18 protein-coding genes are annotated in these 15,438 nt (G+C 60.1%); 7 read left to right on the forward strand and 11 right to left on the reverse strand.

The genetic code is table 11. The features are described 5' to 3' along the window. Window positions 1–479: 479 nt before the first annotated feature. Window positions 480–1,253, reverse strand: coding sequence for a hypothetical protein (locus AUQ37_RS01510; protein WP_058747120.1), 774 nt, complete (start codon window positions 1,251–1,253; stop codon window positions 480–482). A 162-nt stretch (window positions 1,254–1,415) separates the two neighbouring features. Between AUQ37_RS01510 and AUQ37_RS01515 the strand changes: the two genes are divergently transcribed. Both AUQ37_RS01515 and AUQ37_RS01520 read left to right on the forward strand, forming a co-directional pair. Next, window positions 1,416–1,913: a sel1 repeat family protein gene (locus AUQ37_RS01515; RefSeq protein WP_058747121.1), complete on the forward strand. Its 498-nt coding sequence runs from the start codon at window positions 1,416–1,418 to the stop codon at window positions 1,911–1,913. Further along, window positions 1,879–2,454 carry a tetratricopeptide repeat protein gene (locus AUQ37_RS01520; RefSeq protein ID WP_058747122.1) on the forward strand — a complete coding sequence of 192 codons (576 nt, stop codon included), beginning with the start codon at window positions 1,879–1,881 and terminating at the stop codon, window positions 2,452–2,454. Before AUQ37_RS01515 ends, AUQ37_RS01520 begins: the two co-directional genes overlap by 35 nt. A 55-nt stretch (window positions 2,455–2,509) precedes the next feature. Here the strand turns inward: AUQ37_RS01520 and AUQ37_RS01525 are convergent, their stop codons facing one another. From AUQ37_RS01525 to AUQ37_RS01555, 9 genes are all read right to left on the reverse strand, one after another. Then, a complete protein-coding gene (locus AUQ37_RS01525; protein ID WP_320408839.1) occupies window positions 2,510–3,208 on the reverse strand; it encodes a Lon-insertion domain-containing protein in 699 nt (232 codons plus the stop codon). Beyond that, window positions 3,186–3,929: an ATP-binding protein gene (locus AUQ37_RS13220; protein ID WP_235584796.1), complete on the reverse strand. Its 744-nt coding sequence runs from the start codon at window positions 3,927–3,929 to the stop codon at window positions 3,186–3,188. Before AUQ37_RS13220 ends, AUQ37_RS01525 begins: the two co-directional genes overlap by 23 nt. Then, window positions 3,833–4,042 carry a hypothetical protein gene (locus AUQ37_RS10535; protein ID WP_201013629.1) on the reverse strand — a complete coding sequence of 70 codons (210 nt, stop codon included), beginning with the start codon at window positions 4,040–4,042 and terminating at the stop codon, window positions 3,833–3,835. Before AUQ37_RS10535 ends, AUQ37_RS13220 begins: the two co-directional genes overlap by 97 nt. Window positions 4,043–4,051: 9 nt before the next feature. Continuing rightward, window positions 4,052–4,249, reverse strand: a complete 198-nt coding sequence (locus AUQ37_RS01530; protein WP_058747123.1) for a hypothetical protein — start codon at window positions 4,247–4,249, stop codon at window positions 4,052–4,054. Between the two features lie 68 nt (window positions 4,250–4,317). Then, complete coding sequence (gene dnaG, locus AUQ37_RS01535; RefSeq protein WP_082662337.1) at window positions 4,318–5,808, reverse strand: DNA primase DnaG; 1,491 nt, start codon at window positions 5,806–5,808, stop codon at window positions 4,318–4,320. A 293-nt stretch (window positions 5,809–6,101) separates the two neighbouring features. Beyond that, window positions 6,102–6,926 (reverse strand): ATP-binding protein, encoded by an 825-nt coding sequence (locus AUQ37_RS01540; RefSeq protein WP_058747125.1) that lies wholly within the window; start codon window positions 6,924–6,926, stop codon window positions 6,102–6,104. Further along, a complete protein-coding gene (locus AUQ37_RS01545) occupies window positions 6,911–8,194 on the reverse strand; it encodes an ATP-binding protein (RefSeq protein ID WP_058747126.1) in 1,284 nt (427 codons plus the stop codon). The genes AUQ37_RS01540 and AUQ37_RS01545 overlap by 16 nt, the downstream gene beginning before the upstream one ends. Then, window positions 8,194–9,381, reverse strand: a complete 1,188-nt coding sequence (locus AUQ37_RS01550; RefSeq protein WP_058747127.1) for a DNA repair exonuclease — start codon at window positions 9,379–9,381, stop codon at window positions 8,194–8,196. Before AUQ37_RS01550 ends, AUQ37_RS01545 begins: the two co-directional genes overlap by 1 nt. 177 nt (window positions 9,382–9,558) lie before the next feature. After that, a complete protein-coding gene (locus AUQ37_RS01555; protein ID WP_058747128.1) occupies window positions 9,559–10,404 on the reverse strand; it encodes a hypothetical protein in 846 nt (281 codons plus the stop codon). Between the two features lie 263 nt (window positions 10,405–10,667). Here AUQ37_RS01555 and cobQ point away from each other — a divergent pair, with 263 nt between their 5' ends. Genes cobQ through AUQ37_RS01565 form a run of 4 tightly spaced genes read left to right on the forward strand, consistent with a single transcriptional unit; the run spans window position 10,668 to window position 13,321 of the window. After that, window positions 10,668–11,858, forward strand: coding sequence for a cobyric acid synthase CobQ (gene cobQ, locus AUQ37_RS10540; RefSeq protein ID WP_201013630.1), 1,191 nt, complete (start codon window positions 10,668–10,670; stop codon window positions 11,856–11,858). Between the two features lies 1 nt (window position 11,859). Beyond that, window positions 11,860–12,516, forward strand: coding sequence for a hypothetical protein (locus AUQ37_RS10545; protein ID WP_201013631.1), 657 nt, complete (start codon window positions 11,860–11,862; stop codon window positions 12,514–12,516). Beyond that, window positions 12,489–12,713, forward strand: coding sequence for a hypothetical protein (locus AUQ37_RS10550; protein ID WP_201013632.1), 225 nt, complete (start codon window positions 12,489–12,491; stop codon window positions 12,711–12,713). The genes AUQ37_RS10545 and AUQ37_RS10550 overlap by 28 nt, the downstream gene beginning before the upstream one ends. Further along, window positions 12,710–13,321, forward strand: coding sequence for an AAA family ATPase (locus AUQ37_RS01565; protein WP_201013633.1), 612 nt, complete (start codon window positions 12,710–12,712; stop codon window positions 13,319–13,321). Before AUQ37_RS10550 ends, AUQ37_RS01565 begins: the two co-directional genes overlap by 4 nt. Window positions 13,322–13,369: 48 nt before the next feature. Here AUQ37_RS01565 and AUQ37_RS01570 read toward each other — a convergent pair whose 3' ends face one another. After that, entirely contained in the window at window positions 13,370–13,903 is a 534-nt protein-coding gene (locus AUQ37_RS01570) for a hypothetical protein (RefSeq protein WP_157844242.1), read from the reverse strand. A gap of 243 nt (window positions 13,904–14,146) precedes the next feature. Between AUQ37_RS01570 and AUQ37_RS01580 the strand changes: the two genes are divergently transcribed. Next, on the forward strand, window positions 14,147–15,373 hold the full coding sequence (locus AUQ37_RS01580) for a DUF2075 domain-containing protein (protein WP_157844243.1): 1,227 nt from the start codon (window positions 14,147–14,149) through the stop codon (window positions 15,371–15,373). The last annotated feature ends 65 nt before the right edge of the window (window positions 15,374–15,438 follow it).

Consider the following 15,438-nt stretch of genomic DNA (forward strand, 5'->3'; position numbering starts at 1 on the left):
CCCTGTCGTAGGATCTTGACAACAGGTCTTCTTTGGTGAAGGAACGATGCATGAACACAAGCGGCCCGATGCGGTAAAACTCCTTGAAAGGCTTATGCTCCATCCTGCATGACTACTCGCAGATGTCCTCGATCTTCAGATCGGTGATGATGTAGGTCGGCATGGCATCTCACGATTCATACATGTATGGCCGGGCCCGAGAATACAGGGTCGCCGTAGAACACATGGGCGGGATATTGTGTCTTTGTGTGAAGTACATGATGGCAATGCGAAAATCCGATGCTGTCATGACTGTCATGCCGAATGAATCCGCCAGACACATCTACACATATGCCTCTTGCAGAAGATTCTAACTTTGTATAAACATTCATCATGCTCAATTTCTCATAAGGATTTGAAACGATCATCTTAGCAAGATTGTAATCGATCGGCGATATTGAAATGTATATCTCGTTTTCAACTGGCATGCATGCGAAATATTATCTTCCGTTTTCTTTGTCCTTGTAATTAACATCGCTCATGTTGATGAGTTTTATCTCCTGACCGCCGTACCCGTCGACCGGCAGGCGGAGGATCATTTCGGTCCCGTCATCCCGGATTATGTGCGGTGTCGACAGATCGTCCTCGGCCTCATCGCGCAGCTCCTGCAGGAGCTTGGCGAACTCCATGATGTCGTATGCCAGAAGGCCCACGCGTATGATGGCGGTGGCCCACCCTATGAACGGAATGGCGCTGAGGGCGGTCGCCTTGAGGACCTTCTTCACGATCTCATTGGCCAGGGCCTTCTTGATCTTCTCCTTGAGCACCGAGGAGGAGATCTTGTCGACCACTTTCTTCAGATACTTCACGTTGCTGTTGATGTTCTTGACCGCGTCCACGGTGGCATTGCCGATGAGGACGGGCCCGTCGGCATCCGAAACGAAGATGCCGTCATAATAGTAGGCGGAATCCCTGTCGAACTCCTCTTCGGAGATGTTGTCGGAGAAGCTCATGACCTCTTTCCCGCCGCTGTAGATATGGGCATCTATGGAGACCGAACGCCGGCTGTCATCGACTGCCGCGGTCGCGTAGATGTACGCATACTCGCCGCAGTCTTCGAACAGAAGGTCGATACCGAGTTCTGAAGAGAGGATCGTTCTCTCGAATTCGAAGAACCTGTCGCCGTCGGAACGCTTCATGGAGTCGAACTCGAAATCCGCCGAAGCAAGGGTCTGTTCAGGCGCTCCGGCGTCGTTCCTCCTGTCGTCCAGCATGAACAATACGGAGGAAGATACCAACAGAATGATTGCAATGACTGCGAATATGGCGTTTTTTATGCGTCATTAATCTAACAATAATAATCTATGTAATATATTAAATGAACATATACAAATAATTTAAACATTCTTCCTCTTATAAAAAACCATACGAGCCACATGGTTCACAAAGTGAAGTCCCAGACACTGGAAAAGAGAAAGCGCCTCTGCAATCCAGAAACGTTCGATACGGCCGTCCGAAAGCTGTTGAGCAGCGGCAGAAAGGATCGCATGCAGTATAAGCAGAGAGCACCGGGGCAAACAGGGACAATAAACATCGGGACCGCACGTAGATTCAGCCTACCTCATGGCCATCGGATTATGCATGAATGTGGCGATAAAGCAGGGATCGTGCAGACGGGCCGCGATCGGAACCTCGGTGGGATCTCCCCCGTAGGAGCCTTCTTTTACGAGCAGACCGTAAGGGCCGCCATGGAATCCACGAGCAGAGGGGCCCTTGGAAAAGCCCTCGCCATATATACTGCGGGAGAAGATTATGCCAAGGACTCAGAGGCCCTGAAATTGTTCGAGCAGGCCTCGGCCGAAGGGAACGCTAAGGCGGACTACTATCTGGGACAGATGTATGAAAAGCCAGGGCACCGAACAGGACTTCGATAAAGCGTTCGAATGCTATTCAAAGGCCGCGGATGCCGGCGACTCCGATGCGGTCTTCTCTATCGGCCTCCAGCACTACTACGGCCATCATGTGCCACAGAGCTATCGGGAGGCGCTTAGGTGGTTCATGAAAGCGGCCGAGATGGGGAACGCCAAAGGATGGTTCAATGCCGGAGTCATGTACGAGCAGGGGCTCGGGACGGATTCGGACATCCGGAAAGCGATCGACTGCTATACGAGGTCGTCGGAACTCGGCTATGACAAGGCGGACTACAACCTCGGGATGCTTTACAGGACCGGCAAGGGCGTGGAGAAGGATGATGCAGAGGCGTTCAGATGGTTCATGAAAGCAGCAGAACTCGGCATGACCAAGGGCATCTTCAATGTCGGCCTGTCATACTACCGCGGCCAGGGCGTTCCTCAGAGCGATTCCGAGGCCATGAAGTGGTTCATGAAGGGCGCGGAACTGGGCCACACCAAAAGCGAGAACATGGTGAAGATCCTCCGCAATCAGCACAAGATCATCAGCATAGGCCTCAGCTGAGCCCTGCTTGTAAAGTTTTGAAAGAAGACGGAGGGCCTGAGGCCCTCCGCCCCTTTCACTGGAACATCGAATCGTCGACGCTCTCGTTCTGGAAGTAGTAGTCAGAGGACTGCTGCTTCTGGGCCTCGGAGATGTCGCTCTTGATCCCCTGCTGGAACGAGCCGTACCTCTCCTTGATCTGGTCCTCGATGGGCTTGGAGCGGGCGAGGGCGCGCTTGACCTGGTCGGCGGTGATGAGGTCGGTCTTCTCCATGACGGCGATGTCGCCCGCCGCGCGGATGAGCCCTCCGAGCTCCCTCAGCCTCAGCGTCAGGGCGTTCTGCTTCCCGTCCTTGGCCGCCCTCCTCTTGCCTTCGGCGATGATCTCCTCGACCGCACCGATGGAGGCATCGGGTATGTGGCCGTCCATGGCGATCTCCTGGGCCACGAACTGGGCGTACTTGGCGCGGTTGTGGCTGGTGTAAGGCATGGTGGTGTCCACCAGGACCTCGTAGCCGTTGCCGATGATCCTCGACCTGAGCGGGGAGAGGATGTTCTGTAGGTCCTGCATGTTGCAGGCCGCCACCAGGATGAAGTCGCAGGGGACGGCGTCGACCTTGACGCTCGCTCCGGACGACTGGGGGTTCCTGCCGGTGATGGGGAACTTCTTGTCCTGCATGGCGGTGAGGATGAAATGCTGCAGAGGCCCGAGATGGGAGATCTCATCGACGAACAGGACTCCCTCGTGGGCTTCATGTATGGCCCCGGGGATCACCCTCTGGTAAGCGGGCTCGCCGATCTTGGCGTTCCCGCCGTAAGGATCGTGGCGGACATCGCCGAGGAGCTCGGTCTCTGATGCGCCGGTGGCGAGGACGAACGGGTCCCTGTCGAGCTTGACCAGGACCTTGGTCTTGGACTTGCTCTGGAGGTTCTTCCTCTTCTCGAGCGCCTTCTGGTCGAGGATGCGGATCTGGTCGTCGCCCGCCCTCTCGAACACGACGGTCTCCTCGGAGCCGTCGGCCAGCTGACGGGTGGTGTTCACCCGCTCCTTCCCGGCGGTCATCTCCGGCATGGCGGACCCCAGCATGTCGAAGATGCCTCCGAACATGTTGTTCCCGGTATGCTCGATCTTGGTCCTGCCGCAGTTGGGGCAGTTGATCTCGCTCGGGGAAGAGTACGATCCGCAGGCCTGGCAGTAGTAACCGAGCCTCTGGGCGACGTTCTTGGGGGCGTCCTCGCGCGCGATGAGCTCCCCACGGACTCCTTCCTGGTCTTCTCCTCCGCCCTGACGGTCTTCTCATCGAGGACGTCAGGAACGGCCTCTCCGGGTTCTCGGGGTTCTGCGCCACGCGGATCTCCTGGGTGGGCTTGGGAAGGTTGAGGGCAATCGCATGGGCGATCATCGATTTCCCGGTGCCCGGAGGCCCGACGAGGAGGAGGTTCCTCCTCTGGACCGCGGCGATCTTGGCGAGGGATATGGCCTCCTCCTGCCCCAGGACCTGTCCAGGGGATCGGAGGGAATGAGCACCTCGGCGGTGCTCTCCATGCTCTCGACGTCCTCCCATACCTCGACGGGACGTTTGGTCTTGGCGACTGCTGATGACGTCATCGCCAAACCTCAGACGAGGTCCTCCCTGGTCCAGACGGTGACGTCTGTCGGGAGCTTGGAGATCCTGCCCTTGCGCTTGCAGACCAGCACGGGGATGCCCTTGCCGGAGGCGATGTCGATGAGGTTCTGCGAGACCACTCCGTCGTAGACTATCGAGGCCACGCCGGCGACGTCGTTCCCTTTGAGATAGTCCGCGAGCTCCTTCACCGTGACCTTCTTGACCTCGTTGCCCTCGGCGTCGAGGAGGACGGAGTTCTTGGTGCCGGTGATGTCGGTCAGTATGTCCCTGAGCTTCTCCTGCTCAGGAGTGAGGACCTTCTCCGCCTTCCTGGAGCTCTTCCTCGGGCGGAGTTTTCTGGGCTCCTCCGGCTCAGGCTCGGCGGCGGGCTCGGGTTCGGCCTCGGGCGCTCCGCAGGGGCCTCCTCTGTCTCTCCGGCAGGCTTCTCCGCCTCCGCTTCGGATGCTTCCTCGATGCTGTCTTCTTTGTCCTCTGCGGGAGCAGGCTCCTCTTTCGGGACCTCTTCCGCAGCGGGGGCCGCCGCGTCCGCGTCGGACGCATCGGTCGCGCCGACGGTCTCACCGTTCTCGGCGGAAACGATCTCCACGGGGATCTCCTTCTCGGGGACGTAGGGCTCGGTGTCGGGGGCCTCCTCGGTCAGCTTCCTCTTGGCGGGGAGGGTGTCGACGGTCATGCCGGCGACCTGCTCCTCCTCGTCCCTCCTCTTCCTGTACCTGTCGGCGGCGTCGGCATCGAACCTGTCGCCGTTCCTCGCGCGGCGGGAGCGGCCGTCGTCCTCGTAGCCGCGGTGCCTGCGGTCGCGGCGCCCTTTCCTGCGGCCGTCGTCCTCGTCCTGCTGGGCGGGCTCATCGGGCTCCTCCGAGGACTCGATCTCCTTCTCGGCCTCCTCGGAGAGCTCCTTCTCCTCGTAGTTGAGGCCGTTGATCTCCATGTACTCGTCGCCGGGCACCTTGTTGCGCAGGCACTTGACGAGCTGCTTGGGGGACAGCTCCTCGACCTCGTGGGCCCTGGGGGCCCTGGCGACATAATCGATCTCCGAGGTCTGGAAGAGCTCGCGGAGGATGAGCTCCCCTCCCCTGTCCCCGTCCACGAAGGCGGTGGTGACCCTCTCCCTGGAGAGGTCCTGCACCGATTTCGGGATGTTGGTGCCCTCGACGGCCACGGTGTTCTTGATGCCTGCCCTGAGCAGGTTGAGGACGTCCGACCTGCCCTCGACGATGATTATGGCATCGGAATCCTTCAGAGAGGGGCCTGCGGGCAGGCGCTCCTTGCCGAAGGTGGTGATGTCCTGCATCTGCACGCTCTCGCGGATGCTCTTGGTGAGGTCGTCGCTGGTGCCCTTGGCCTGCTCGACCAGGTCCGCCAGCAGCTCCTTGGCCCTCTCGACGATCTGCTCCCTCTTGGTGACGCGGACGTCCTCTATGCTGAGGACCTTCACGTTCGCCTTGCAGGGGCCGACGCGCTCGATGGTCTCGAGCGCGGCCGCAAGGAGCGCGGTCTCCACCTGGTCGAGGCTGGTGGACATGGTGAGCACTCCCTCGGACTTGCCACCTTTGGAGGCCACCTCCACTTCTATCCTGCCTATCCTTCCCGATTTCTGGAGGTCCCTGAGGTCGAGGTCGTCGCCCAGCAGGCCCTCCGTCTGGCCGAAGATGGCGCCGACCACGTCGGGCTTGTCGACGATGCCGTCGGCGTTCACCTTCGCCTTCACCATGTATTTAGTTGCATTGGGGTCCAATCCGTACATTGAAACCGCTCCGGTACCGATGCAAAACCCCGGATCCCCTCCTTACCGGCGGTACGCCTGCCTCATGCGGCCTTGCGGCGTCCGCGCGCGCCCTCATTCGGCCGATACCGGGCCTTCGGGCGCCTGATTCAATCCCGTTCGGATTGTGGATTATGCCCCTCTTCCCGGCGCTCGGCTCGGGTAAGGGGCGGCTGCACGGGAGCGTATCTCCGTGCGGTTCTAGTGACAGTGACAGTGAGCGGGGAACAGGGTTCCCTCGGTTGTGAGGGGGAACGCTGTCAGCCCATTTATATTTAATCGGAGGGCCCTGCAGGGGCCTTCCCGGGGCCCCCGAGGACGACCTTGGAGGCCCCAGCGGCGGCCAGGTCGGCGGCCGCCGAAGGGTCGCAGGTGAAGTAGATCACCTGCATGCGGTCCGCCAGGGAGGCGAGGGCCCTGCAGGCCCCGCGGCGCCTGTCGGGATCGAAGGTGGCCATCACGTCGTCGAGCAGGAGCGGGGGGCGCTCGGAGCACATCCCGAGGGCGACGGCGGCCTTCAGCGAGAGGAGGACCTGGTCCCTGAGGCCGGAGCTCCACATCGTCGAATCCTTCACGGCCCCGGTCCGGGTGTCCTCTATCGTTATCTTCCCGTTCCCGATGTCCCCGTGCAGGCGGTAGCGGCCGCCGGTCATCAGCGACATGAGCCTGTCTGCCTCGGAGAGCACCGCGGGACGGTGCTCCGAGAACATCCTCTCGGAGGCGCGGTCGAGGATCTCCTGCTCGAACCTCAGGACGCCCCAGCGGCGGACCGCCTCGTAGAGCCTGTTCTCGGCCTCGGAGCGGGCGGTGATGGCGTCCTCGGTGCGGACGGCGCCCTCGATGTCCCTGATTGCCTGCTCGACCTGCCCGCGCTCCCGGCTGAGCCTGACCAGGTCCTCCGCGGCGGAGCCCGAGGCAGGGGCGGATACCTCTGCGGGAGCGGCCTCCGGCCCGACGGCCGCCTCGAGGGCGGATGCCTGCTGCCTCACAGAATCCAGCTCCGCCAGGTCCTTCCGGGCCTTCGCATAGCCTTCCTCCCCGCCGAACCCGGAGTAGAACAGCTCGGCGGACATCTCCGCCTCCTTCAGCCTTTGGAGCATCCCGCGGCGGCGGTGCGGGCGGCCGAGAACGCCTCGGCGTCCGAGAGCAGGGACCTCAGGCGGGCGATGTCCGCCCGGCGGTCGGACGTCCTGACCATGCCGATGCCGGACGCGACCGAGTCGAGGAGGGGATCGGCCCCGGGGCGGGGACCCGATGCGGAACTGTACGCGGGGCGCAAGGGCCTTTTCCTGAGGCCGATGAGGAGGAGGACCGCACCGACGGCGGCGGCGCCCGCCGGATAGATCTCCCCCGTAACGGCCGCCAGCAGGGCCCCGGCGGCCATCAGGACGGCGCCGAGGGCCATGAGCGCCGTCCCCGTCTTCTTCCCGGCACTGCGGGCGGCGGGAGCGGGCTCGGGAGGGCGGTACGCCGCCAGGTTCTCTATGTCCCTGGCCCTGGCGAGGACAGCGTCCGGATCGACGGCTCCCATGCTCCTCCGGCAGGAATCAAGCTTCCTGCCGGCCTCCTCCGAGGCCGCGCGGGCCCTTTCCAGGTCGCTCCTGAGCACGCTGTCGTCCTTCCCGCGGCACCTCTCCGCATATGCGAGCTCAGACTCCCTCTTCCTGAGCTCGGCGAGCTTCGCGCGGGAATCGGCCTTGGACTTCTCCACGGCGGCGGCCTCCGACGCTTTCTTCTCTGCATCGGCGGCGGTCTCGGCCTCTGAAATCTCCTTCTCGAGCTCCTTCCTGCGGGCTATGAGGCCGTTGTACGCCCCGTCGCCGTCCGCCGCGTTCTTCAGGGCCTCGGCGCGGGCGGCCTTCTCGGCGAGATCGGCCTCCAGGACCGCGATCTTGGAGTTCCTGCTCCGCCGGAGGTCCGGGATGTACTCCGTCCTCTCCTCCTCCAGGGCGGAGCGCACCTCGGGGAGGGCCCTGCCGCCGGGGACGGTCAGGAACCTGTCCCTGATCCCGCCGTCCAGCAGGGGGCGGTCGTCCCTCAGGCTCTCGCTGTCCACCGAGTAGACCGAGACGTAATCCTTCCCGGAGATCCCGAAGACGCTGTCGAACGTCCCCGCGGTCTTCTTCCCGTCGCGCTCCGCCGTCCTTCCGGTGCCGTCCGACAGTGTGACCAGCAGTTTCCCGGAATCGGAGGCCTTCTTCTCCGGATACTTCATTGGGTTCTTATCGAACAGGCAGTCGGTGATGAACGAGCGGAGGGTGGACTTCCCGGCCTCGTTGGGCCCGGTCACGACCGTCAGCGGGCCGAACGATATGTCCTCGTCCTTCAGCGACCCGTAGGAGCGGATGAGCACGCGGTCGATCCTCATCAGGCTCCCTCCAGACGGCCGGCGAGCTCGGCCAGGGCCTCGTCGAGCATGCTCCTCAGCTCCCCCTTGTCCCGGAAGTACGCCATCCTCCCTGCGGCGTCGGCCGCCGGGCCCGAGCCGCAGAGGATGCCCATCAGGTCGTCGTCCAAGAGGGAGGAGAGGTCGTTCTTCGCGCGGACCGCCTCGGAGAGCATGGTGCCTCCCGATCCGCTGCTGAGGTCGACGTCCGGCATGACGGAGACCTCCCTGAGGTCGGTCCCGCAGCCGGCACGCTCCGAGAGCATCTTCGCGATCCCCTCCGGATCGGAGCGCACCGCCCTGAACAGAGGCCCGCGCCCGGTGAGGTGCAGGCAGGCGATCCCGCCGCGGGGGCACTGCGGGACGGCGGAGTCCAGGAGCTGCCTGAGGTCGGTCTTCCCGGTGATGTCGGCAGTGACATCTTTCCAGAGCACCTCCTGCGTCGGGACGAACTCGGCCGACGGCGTCCCGGCGCTGACGGAAACGAGGTAGCATCCTTTCTCCCCCGTCTCCCTCGGGTTCCTTCCCTGTATGTTCCCCGGGTAGACGGCCATGGGGGAGGAGGCCCTGACGACCTGGCGCTTATGGATGTGCCCCAGGGCCCAGTAGTCGACGTTCCTGCCCGCGAGGTCCGCGGACGAGCACGGAGCGTACGAATAATCCTCGGCGAAACCGTCCACTGAGCAATGAACGATGCCGATGGTGAACATCTCGGGCGTCCCGCGGACGGCCGTGGCGAGGTTGCGGGACTCGTGCTGCTCCGAGTAGCTGGCGCCGACGACCTCGACATCGTGCCCGCGGATGCTCATCCTGAACCTGCTCCCGTTCGGGCCGAGGACGTGCACGTTCGGAGGATAGGCGATGCTCGAATCCCATGTCGAGGCGAAATCATGGTTCCCGCGGACGACGAAGCAGGGCTTCCCGAGCCTCTCCATCTCGGAGGCGAAGAACAGCCTCGTGCGGAGGGTCTCGCAGACGTCGTCGTAGACGTCGCCGGCGATGACCATGAAGTCCGCCCTGCCGGCGGCGAGGTCGACGATCCTCCGGAACGAGGAGAACACCGCCTCGTACAGCCTTCCGCCGAGCTCCGGCGAGGCCGAGGTGAGCGCATCGAACCTGCTCCCCAGGTGCAGGTCGGCGCAGTGCACGAAAGTGAAGTCGCATCCCATGGCGGAACATTCGAGGTCGCATCATAAAAAACATGCGATTTTGCATAACTTTTTAATGTTATGTTTTGAAACCTGTTCGATGATCCTGCCGCTGCCCAGGAGGAGTGAACTTCCAGAATCTGGAATTCGATCCGATCCCCCTGGAATTTCATGGCAGTGCCCAGTGAGGCCGCCTCATTATTTTGATGGGGAGCGATCAAGCAAGGTTCCGTATTCTGATAAACGGATATACAGTTCCGGATTCATTTTGCGGTATGTATCAGGATCATAAGGGTACATGAAGAACCATAGATGATACCCCTCGATCTGCCCCAGATTCCTCGCCTCGTCGGCGGTTATGGTTTCCCCCACTTCGGTCTGACCGGCCACAGGTTCGCCGTCCCTTTCCGGATCGAACGGCCTTACAGCCACTATAGCACGGAAATCCGAACCGATCCTCTCCAGGAGATCGCCGGCGGTCATCTTCTCCTTCGGGACCGTCCAGAGATCCCATCCGCTCTTTACGGGAGTGCCGCGGCACATCTCGTCGAAGATGCGGGCGAGGAACTCATACGTCCCGCCTTCGCGCCTGAATATGAACATCGCGTCCATGTCCATCAGGCCGGACTGGAGGTTCCTGATGCCATTCGGGGACACAGAGATATCGATTGTGGGATGGTAATGCGAATCCCATCCGTCGTCGTCCATGTGTATCGCGATGTATCTCCCATCTCTCAGGTACCTGCAGATGAACGGCAGCAGGAAACAGCATCTGTGCATGCTGTCATAGATGGTGGAAACGGCCCGGCCCGTTCTATCGTACTCTGTCGCGGCACACATGTAGACATGAAGATCCGCCGTGTCGATGCCGAAGTCTACCTTATCGAACTCTTTTGCAAGCATGCCGTTCTTCATGCTGTCGTAGCACCTGAAGATCAGCGGACCCCAGCGATATAACGGATTATCCCCCTTCTGAGCGAATTTCAAAGGGAGGAGTTCACAGTGGCCCTCGATCTTCCTGTCTGTGAATATCAGCGCAGCCATGTTATGACACAATTTGTTTAGAATTTGACAGGATAAAACTATTTTTACGTCGAAACTGCTCGCCTTGATTCTGCTGAAAGGCCTCCCGGATCTTCTTGAAACCGCTGAATGATGAGAGGATCGGGCCTGCGGAAACCTCCGCCGAAGATCAGCAGAACAGGCAGTTCATAGGATTTTTCCGCTGTCTGCAACGGTGCGGATAATCAATCCAATGATTAGATGTTCAGATAACACTAATATTCTTCATCCATTCCTGTTCCTTGATGGATTGCATCAAGGCTCAGATCGCGAAGGAGCTGGCGGCCGGGAACATCGGCTCCAACAGGGAGTGCCCTTATCACCCGTGCCATTTCACCGGACAGAACTGCTCCTTCTGCTACTGCCCCTTCTATCCATGCGAGGACCCCGACCTCGGCTATTCCGTGAAGGACCGCCGCGGGCGCGACGTATGGTCCTGTGAGGACTGCCTCTTCATCCACCGGAACGTCGTCGCCGCCTTCACGATGCAGAAGGCCAAGGAGCTCGGCCTGGAGGCCGGGGACCCCCGCTTCCGCACCGAGATCCTCCCGGAGGCCAAGAAGAGGTTCTTCCGGATGGGCAGGGCGATCATGGTGGTGGGCGCGACATCCGATGCCGGCAAGTCGGTGACCGTGGCCGCCATCTGCCGGATCCTGCACCGGAGAGGGTACATCGTCGCCCCGTTCAAGTCGCAGAACATGAGCCTGAACTCCAAGGTCACTCCCAAGGGCGCGGAGATCGCCATGATCCAGGTCCTGCAGGCGCAGGCGGCCGGCCTGAAGAACGCCAACGAGCACATGAACCCGATATTGATGAAGCCCAAGGGGAACTCGATCTCCCAGGTGATCGTCGAAGGGAAGCCCGTCGGCGACTTCACAGCGTCGGATTACTATTCTGTGTTCATACCGGGCGAAGGGACCGAGGCTGTCAGGAGGAACGTCGGGTTCCTGAAGAAGCGCTGCGACTACGTGGTCATGGAAGGCGCCGGCTCCCCTGCGGAGATCAACATCTACGACCGCGAGATCGCCAACATGAAGGCCGCTGAGATCGCCGATGCCGACTGCATCCTGGTGGTCAACGTGAAGTGGGGCGGGTCCTTCGCATACGCGCTCGGCACGGTGAAGCTGATCCCCGAAGAGGACAGGGAGAGGATCAAGGGGATCATCCTGAACAACATCGAAGGCAGGACCGACAGCTTCCGCAGAGGCGCGGAACAGCTGGAGGATCTGTGCGGGATACCGGTCATCGGCATAATCCCGCACCTCGACGTCGCCCTGCCCTCCGAGGATTCCGAAGCGTTCCGTTCCGGCGGGTCCCGCGGGCACGGCAGCGCCGTTATCGCGGTCATCAAGTTCCCCAGGATCGCTAATTTTACCGATATCGACCCCCTGTGCGCCGAGGATGCTACCGTCATCTTCGCGGAAACCCCCCGCTGAGGTGCTCTCCGCTGATGCGGTCATCCTCCCGGGGACGAAGAACACCGTGGACGACCTGCAGTGGATGAAGGACGACGGCATCTTCGATGCCCTGAAGCAGGTCAGAGGGAAGGTCCCCATCCTGGGCATCTGCGGCGGCTACCAGATGATGGGCAGGATGCTGCACGACCCCAACGGCATCGAGGGGAAGAAGGCAGGTGATTGGGAAGGCCTCGGGTTCTTCGGCAACGAATCCTATTGGAAGGACTACGCCAAGGTCGTTCGCAGGGACCGCGCCGAGATCATCGGCGGCGGAGGGGATGTGGAAGGGTACGAGATCCACATGGGCCTCACCAATGTGAAGGAGCAGCCCCTGTTCGAGATAACATCGCGCGGGCGCGAGGGCGAGACGGAAGGCTCTGTCAGGAAGGACGAGATGCTGTTCGGGACATACCTGCACGGCGTCCTCGACCGCCCGGCCTTCCGGAGGATGTTCATGTCCCTCATCAGGCATGACGGGAAGAAGCCGGCCGATGAGCCCGCCGTGGAATATAACGACATCATCGAGCAGAGCATCGAGAAGCTGGCCGACGGTTTCGAGGCGAACATGGACATGGATAAGTTCCTGGAGTTCGCGGGGGCGAAGAGGCGATGGCCGGCAAGTCCGTTCTTTTCATAGGCACCTCTTCCGACTGCGGGAAGACCACCTCCGACGCCCTGTTCTGCCGGTGGCTGATCCGGAAAGGCGTGAAGGCTGCGCCGTTCAAAGCGTCCAACCTCTCGCTGAACAGCTGCGTCACCGAGGACGGGAAGGAGATCGGCATGGGGCAGGCGTTCCAGGCATGGGCGTGCGGGATCGAGCCTCGGCCGACATGAACCCGTTGCTCCTGAAGCCGGCCGGGAACGGCAGGATGCAGATCATGCTCAGGGGAGAGCCCTACAGGGACGTGAGCTGGAGCGACGACCTTCACAAAGAGCTCATGCCGAAGGTATGCGAGTCCTACGACAGGCTGATGTCCGAGTACGAAGCGGTGGTGTGCGAGGGCTCAGGTTCCCCGGCGGAGATCAACCTCATGAGCAGAGACATCGCCAATACCGGTATGATGAGAGCGCGGAGGATCCCGTCGGTGCTCGTAGGCGACATCGACAGGGGAGGCGTGTTCGCCGCAATCTACGGAACATGGCTGCTGATGCCGGAGGAACTGAAGCCCCTGATGAAAGGGTTCCTGATCAACCGCTTCCGCGGGGACGGGTCCCTGCTTGGTCCCGGGATCGAGAAGATCGAGGAGCTCACCGGCATGAAGTTCCTGGGCACGATCCCTTACAAGCCGCTTAGGTTCCCGGAAGAGGACAGCCTGTCGAAGACGAAGGGGACCATAGGCAGGGGCGACGTCCATCAGGAGTTCCTGCGGAACCTCGACTCGCTGCTCGATGAAGCGATCGAGGCAGGAGTGGACTTCGAAGGGATCTGGAATTCAATCTGATAGCATTGAAGTACGCATTGATTATCTGTATGAACGCCTTTATGGAAATTAATGATCATTTACAACGACAGCGTATAGAATTTCCTGAGGGATTGCCCGCCTAACAGTTAGCCCAACAAGAAATTCGGTCAAGAAATCCTTGACTGCTGTCTTAATCGCGGCCTTGCCGGTGAAACAAGCATCGAACGGAGCTGGGAAAATTCCCTCCCGGCAATTGCAGACGCCGTCCAGCGCTCCGGACTCGATCCGGAATGCGGCATAGCCATAGAATATAGAATCAAAGGCCGTCGCAACCAGGTAGACTTCATCGTCTACGGTCTCGATGCTGATGAAGAGGAATCGGCCATCATTGTCGAACTCAAACAGTGGAGCGAAGCCACTAAAAGCAAGCTGCCTAATCACGTAGTGACCAATCCCGGAGGGAACAGCGGAGATCAGGACTGCTGGCACCCTTCCTATCAGGCGCTGAACTATGCCAACCTTCTGCAATGTTACAACTACTACATACAGGACAAGGGAGTGAGGATCTCCGCCTGTTCCTATTTGCACAACATGCCGGAGAGACGTTCGGTCTTTCTTCAAAATGAGGATATTTTCCCGTTGGTGAAAAGTTGCCCCGCATTCCTATAGGGAGATGTCGATAAACTCATCGCTTTCATGAGGGCCCATGTCAGGTACAAAGCCCCAGAACTGCTGTACAATATAGAGGCGAGCCGTATCCTTCCGAGCCCCCAGTTATCGAATATGCTAAAGGATTCTCTGGACGGGAACGGGTTCTTCAGTTACGATGATGCACAAGCAAAATCGGTGGCGACCATAGTCAGTATGGCCCGTGAGTCTCTGCAGGACAATTCCTTTCGGACGATCATCATCAAAGGCGGACCTGGGACGGGAAAGTCTATTGTCGCTATGAATGCCCTCGGAGAGCTCATACATCCGAAAAACGGACTTCCGGTCGTCAATGCGGCCTATGTAACGGCCAATGCAGCGCCCAGAATCATGATGTATCAGGAATTGGTCGGGAAAGACCATGAGTACACTCGTTCTGCTCTGAAGAACTTATTTCTGTACCCGACCTCGCTCGCCAAAGGAAGAGCATTGGAATATGATTGCGTTCTTTTCGATGAGGCCCACCGCCTGTTCGACTTCAAAGGGGGCGTCGGCATCGGAAAAGATACACATGTGCTCGAGAGATGCATCAGAAGCACGCGTGTCGCCGTGTTCTTCATAGATGAAGACCAAGCCGTTACCAAAGATGATTTTGCAACAGTCGAACGCATCAGGGCAATCTCCAAAGACAATGATTATCTGATCATTGAAGGGAAGGACTTGGAACTCACAAACCAGTTCCGCGTGCTCGGCGGATGGGACTATATGGAGTTCATCCGCGGGTTCCTGGGGTACTCGCGGCCTGTACACTACAAAATAGACCGCCAGTACGATTTCCGCGTGTTCGATAGCGCCTCGGAGATGCGCGACCTCATCAGAGAAAAAGATGAGGAGGAAAGGAAGAGGATCGCCGCCGAGAAACATCTTCTGCCGGGAGCCGCGCCTGTATCAGGAAAGTGCCGTCTCGTAGCGGGCTACACCTACGAATGGGTGTCCAAGGGAAAGGATCGCAGCAAGGATGTCTGGGACATCGTCCTCGATGACGGGAAGTTCAAAGCGAAATGGAACCTGCGCAATGCATCGACAGACAGCGATTATTCATGGCTCAACGATGAATCGTCCGTCGACGAAGTCGGATGCATCCACACCTGCCAGGGGCTGGATATGAACTACTGCGGAGTCATCATCGGAAAGGACATGCGCTATGTGGACGGCCATATTGTTTACGACCGCACGAAGAACGCTAAATCGGACCGCAACAGCGGGATCCACATGAAGTCTGTCGATGACGCGACGGCCGTGAGGCTCATCCGCAACACATACAACGTTCTCCTGACCCGCGGGATGAAGGGAACGTACGTTTACTGCGAGGACAAAGCACTGGGCGAATATCTCAGATCGCTTATCAATCCCGGGCGTGACACTTACCGGCCGAACCATTGACATGATACGAGGACCCGCGCCCTGCGCAATCCGGCTTGCTGCCGATATCGTAAAGCAGTTTCTGG

It is taken from the genome of Candidatus Methanomethylophilus sp. 1R26, assembly GCF_001481295.1.
Taxonomy (GTDB): Archaea; Thermoplasmatota; Thermoplasmata; order Methanomassiliicoccales; family Methanomethylophilaceae; genus Methanomethylophilus.

Excerpts from the sequence above, each read along its gene's own strand:
- AUQ37_RS01510 (WP_058747120.1), bottom strand. The coding sequence starts at position 1,253 with ATGCTGGACGACAGGAGGAACGACGCCGGAGCGCCTGAACAGACCCTT.
- AUQ37_RS01515 (WP_058747121.1), top strand. The coding sequence starts at position 1,416 with ATGGTTCACAAAGTGAAGTCCCAGACACTGGAAAAGAGAAAGCGCCTC.
- AUQ37_RS01520 (WP_058747122.1), top strand. The coding sequence starts at position 1,879 with ATGAAAAGCCAGGGCACCGAACAGGACTTCGATAAAGCGTTCGAATGC.
- AUQ37_RS10535 (WP_201013629.1), bottom strand. The coding sequence starts at position 4,042 with ATGACGTCATCAGCAGTCGCCAAGACCAAACGTCCCGTCGAGGTATGG.
- dnaG (WP_082662337.1), bottom strand. The coding sequence starts at position 5,808 with ATGTACGGATTGGACCCCAATGCAACTAAATACATGGTGAAGGCGAAG.
- AUQ37_RS01540 (WP_058747125.1), bottom strand. The coding sequence starts at position 6,926 with ATGCTCCAAAGGCTGAAGGAGGCGGAGATGTCCGCCGAGCTGTTCTAC.
- AUQ37_RS01545 (WP_058747126.1), bottom strand. The coding sequence starts at position 8,194 with ATGAGGATCGACCGCGTGCTCATCCGCTCCTACGGGTCGCTGAAGGAC.
- AUQ37_RS01550 (WP_058747127.1), bottom strand. The coding sequence starts at position 9,381 with ATGGGATGCGACTTCACTTTCGTGCACTGCGCCGACCTGCACCTGGGG.
- AUQ37_RS01555 (WP_058747128.1), bottom strand. The coding sequence starts at position 10,404 with ATGGCTGCGCTGATATTCACAGACAGGAAGATCGAGGGCCACTGTGAA.
- cobQ (WP_201013630.1), top strand. The coding sequence starts at position 10,668 with ATGGATTGCATCAAGGCTCAGATCGCGAAGGAGCTGGCGGCCGGGAAC.
- AUQ37_RS10550 (WP_201013632.1), top strand. The coding sequence starts at position 12,489 with ATGGCCGGCAAGTCCGTTCTTTTCATAGGCACCTCTTCCGACTGCGGG.
- AUQ37_RS01565 (WP_201013633.1), top strand. The coding sequence starts at position 12,710 with ATGAACCCGTTGCTCCTGAAGCCGGCCGGGAACGGCAGGATGCAGATC.
- AUQ37_RS01580 (WP_157844243.1), top strand. The coding sequence starts at position 14,147 with ATGGCCCGTGAGTCTCTGCAGGACAATTCCTTTCGGACGATCATCATC.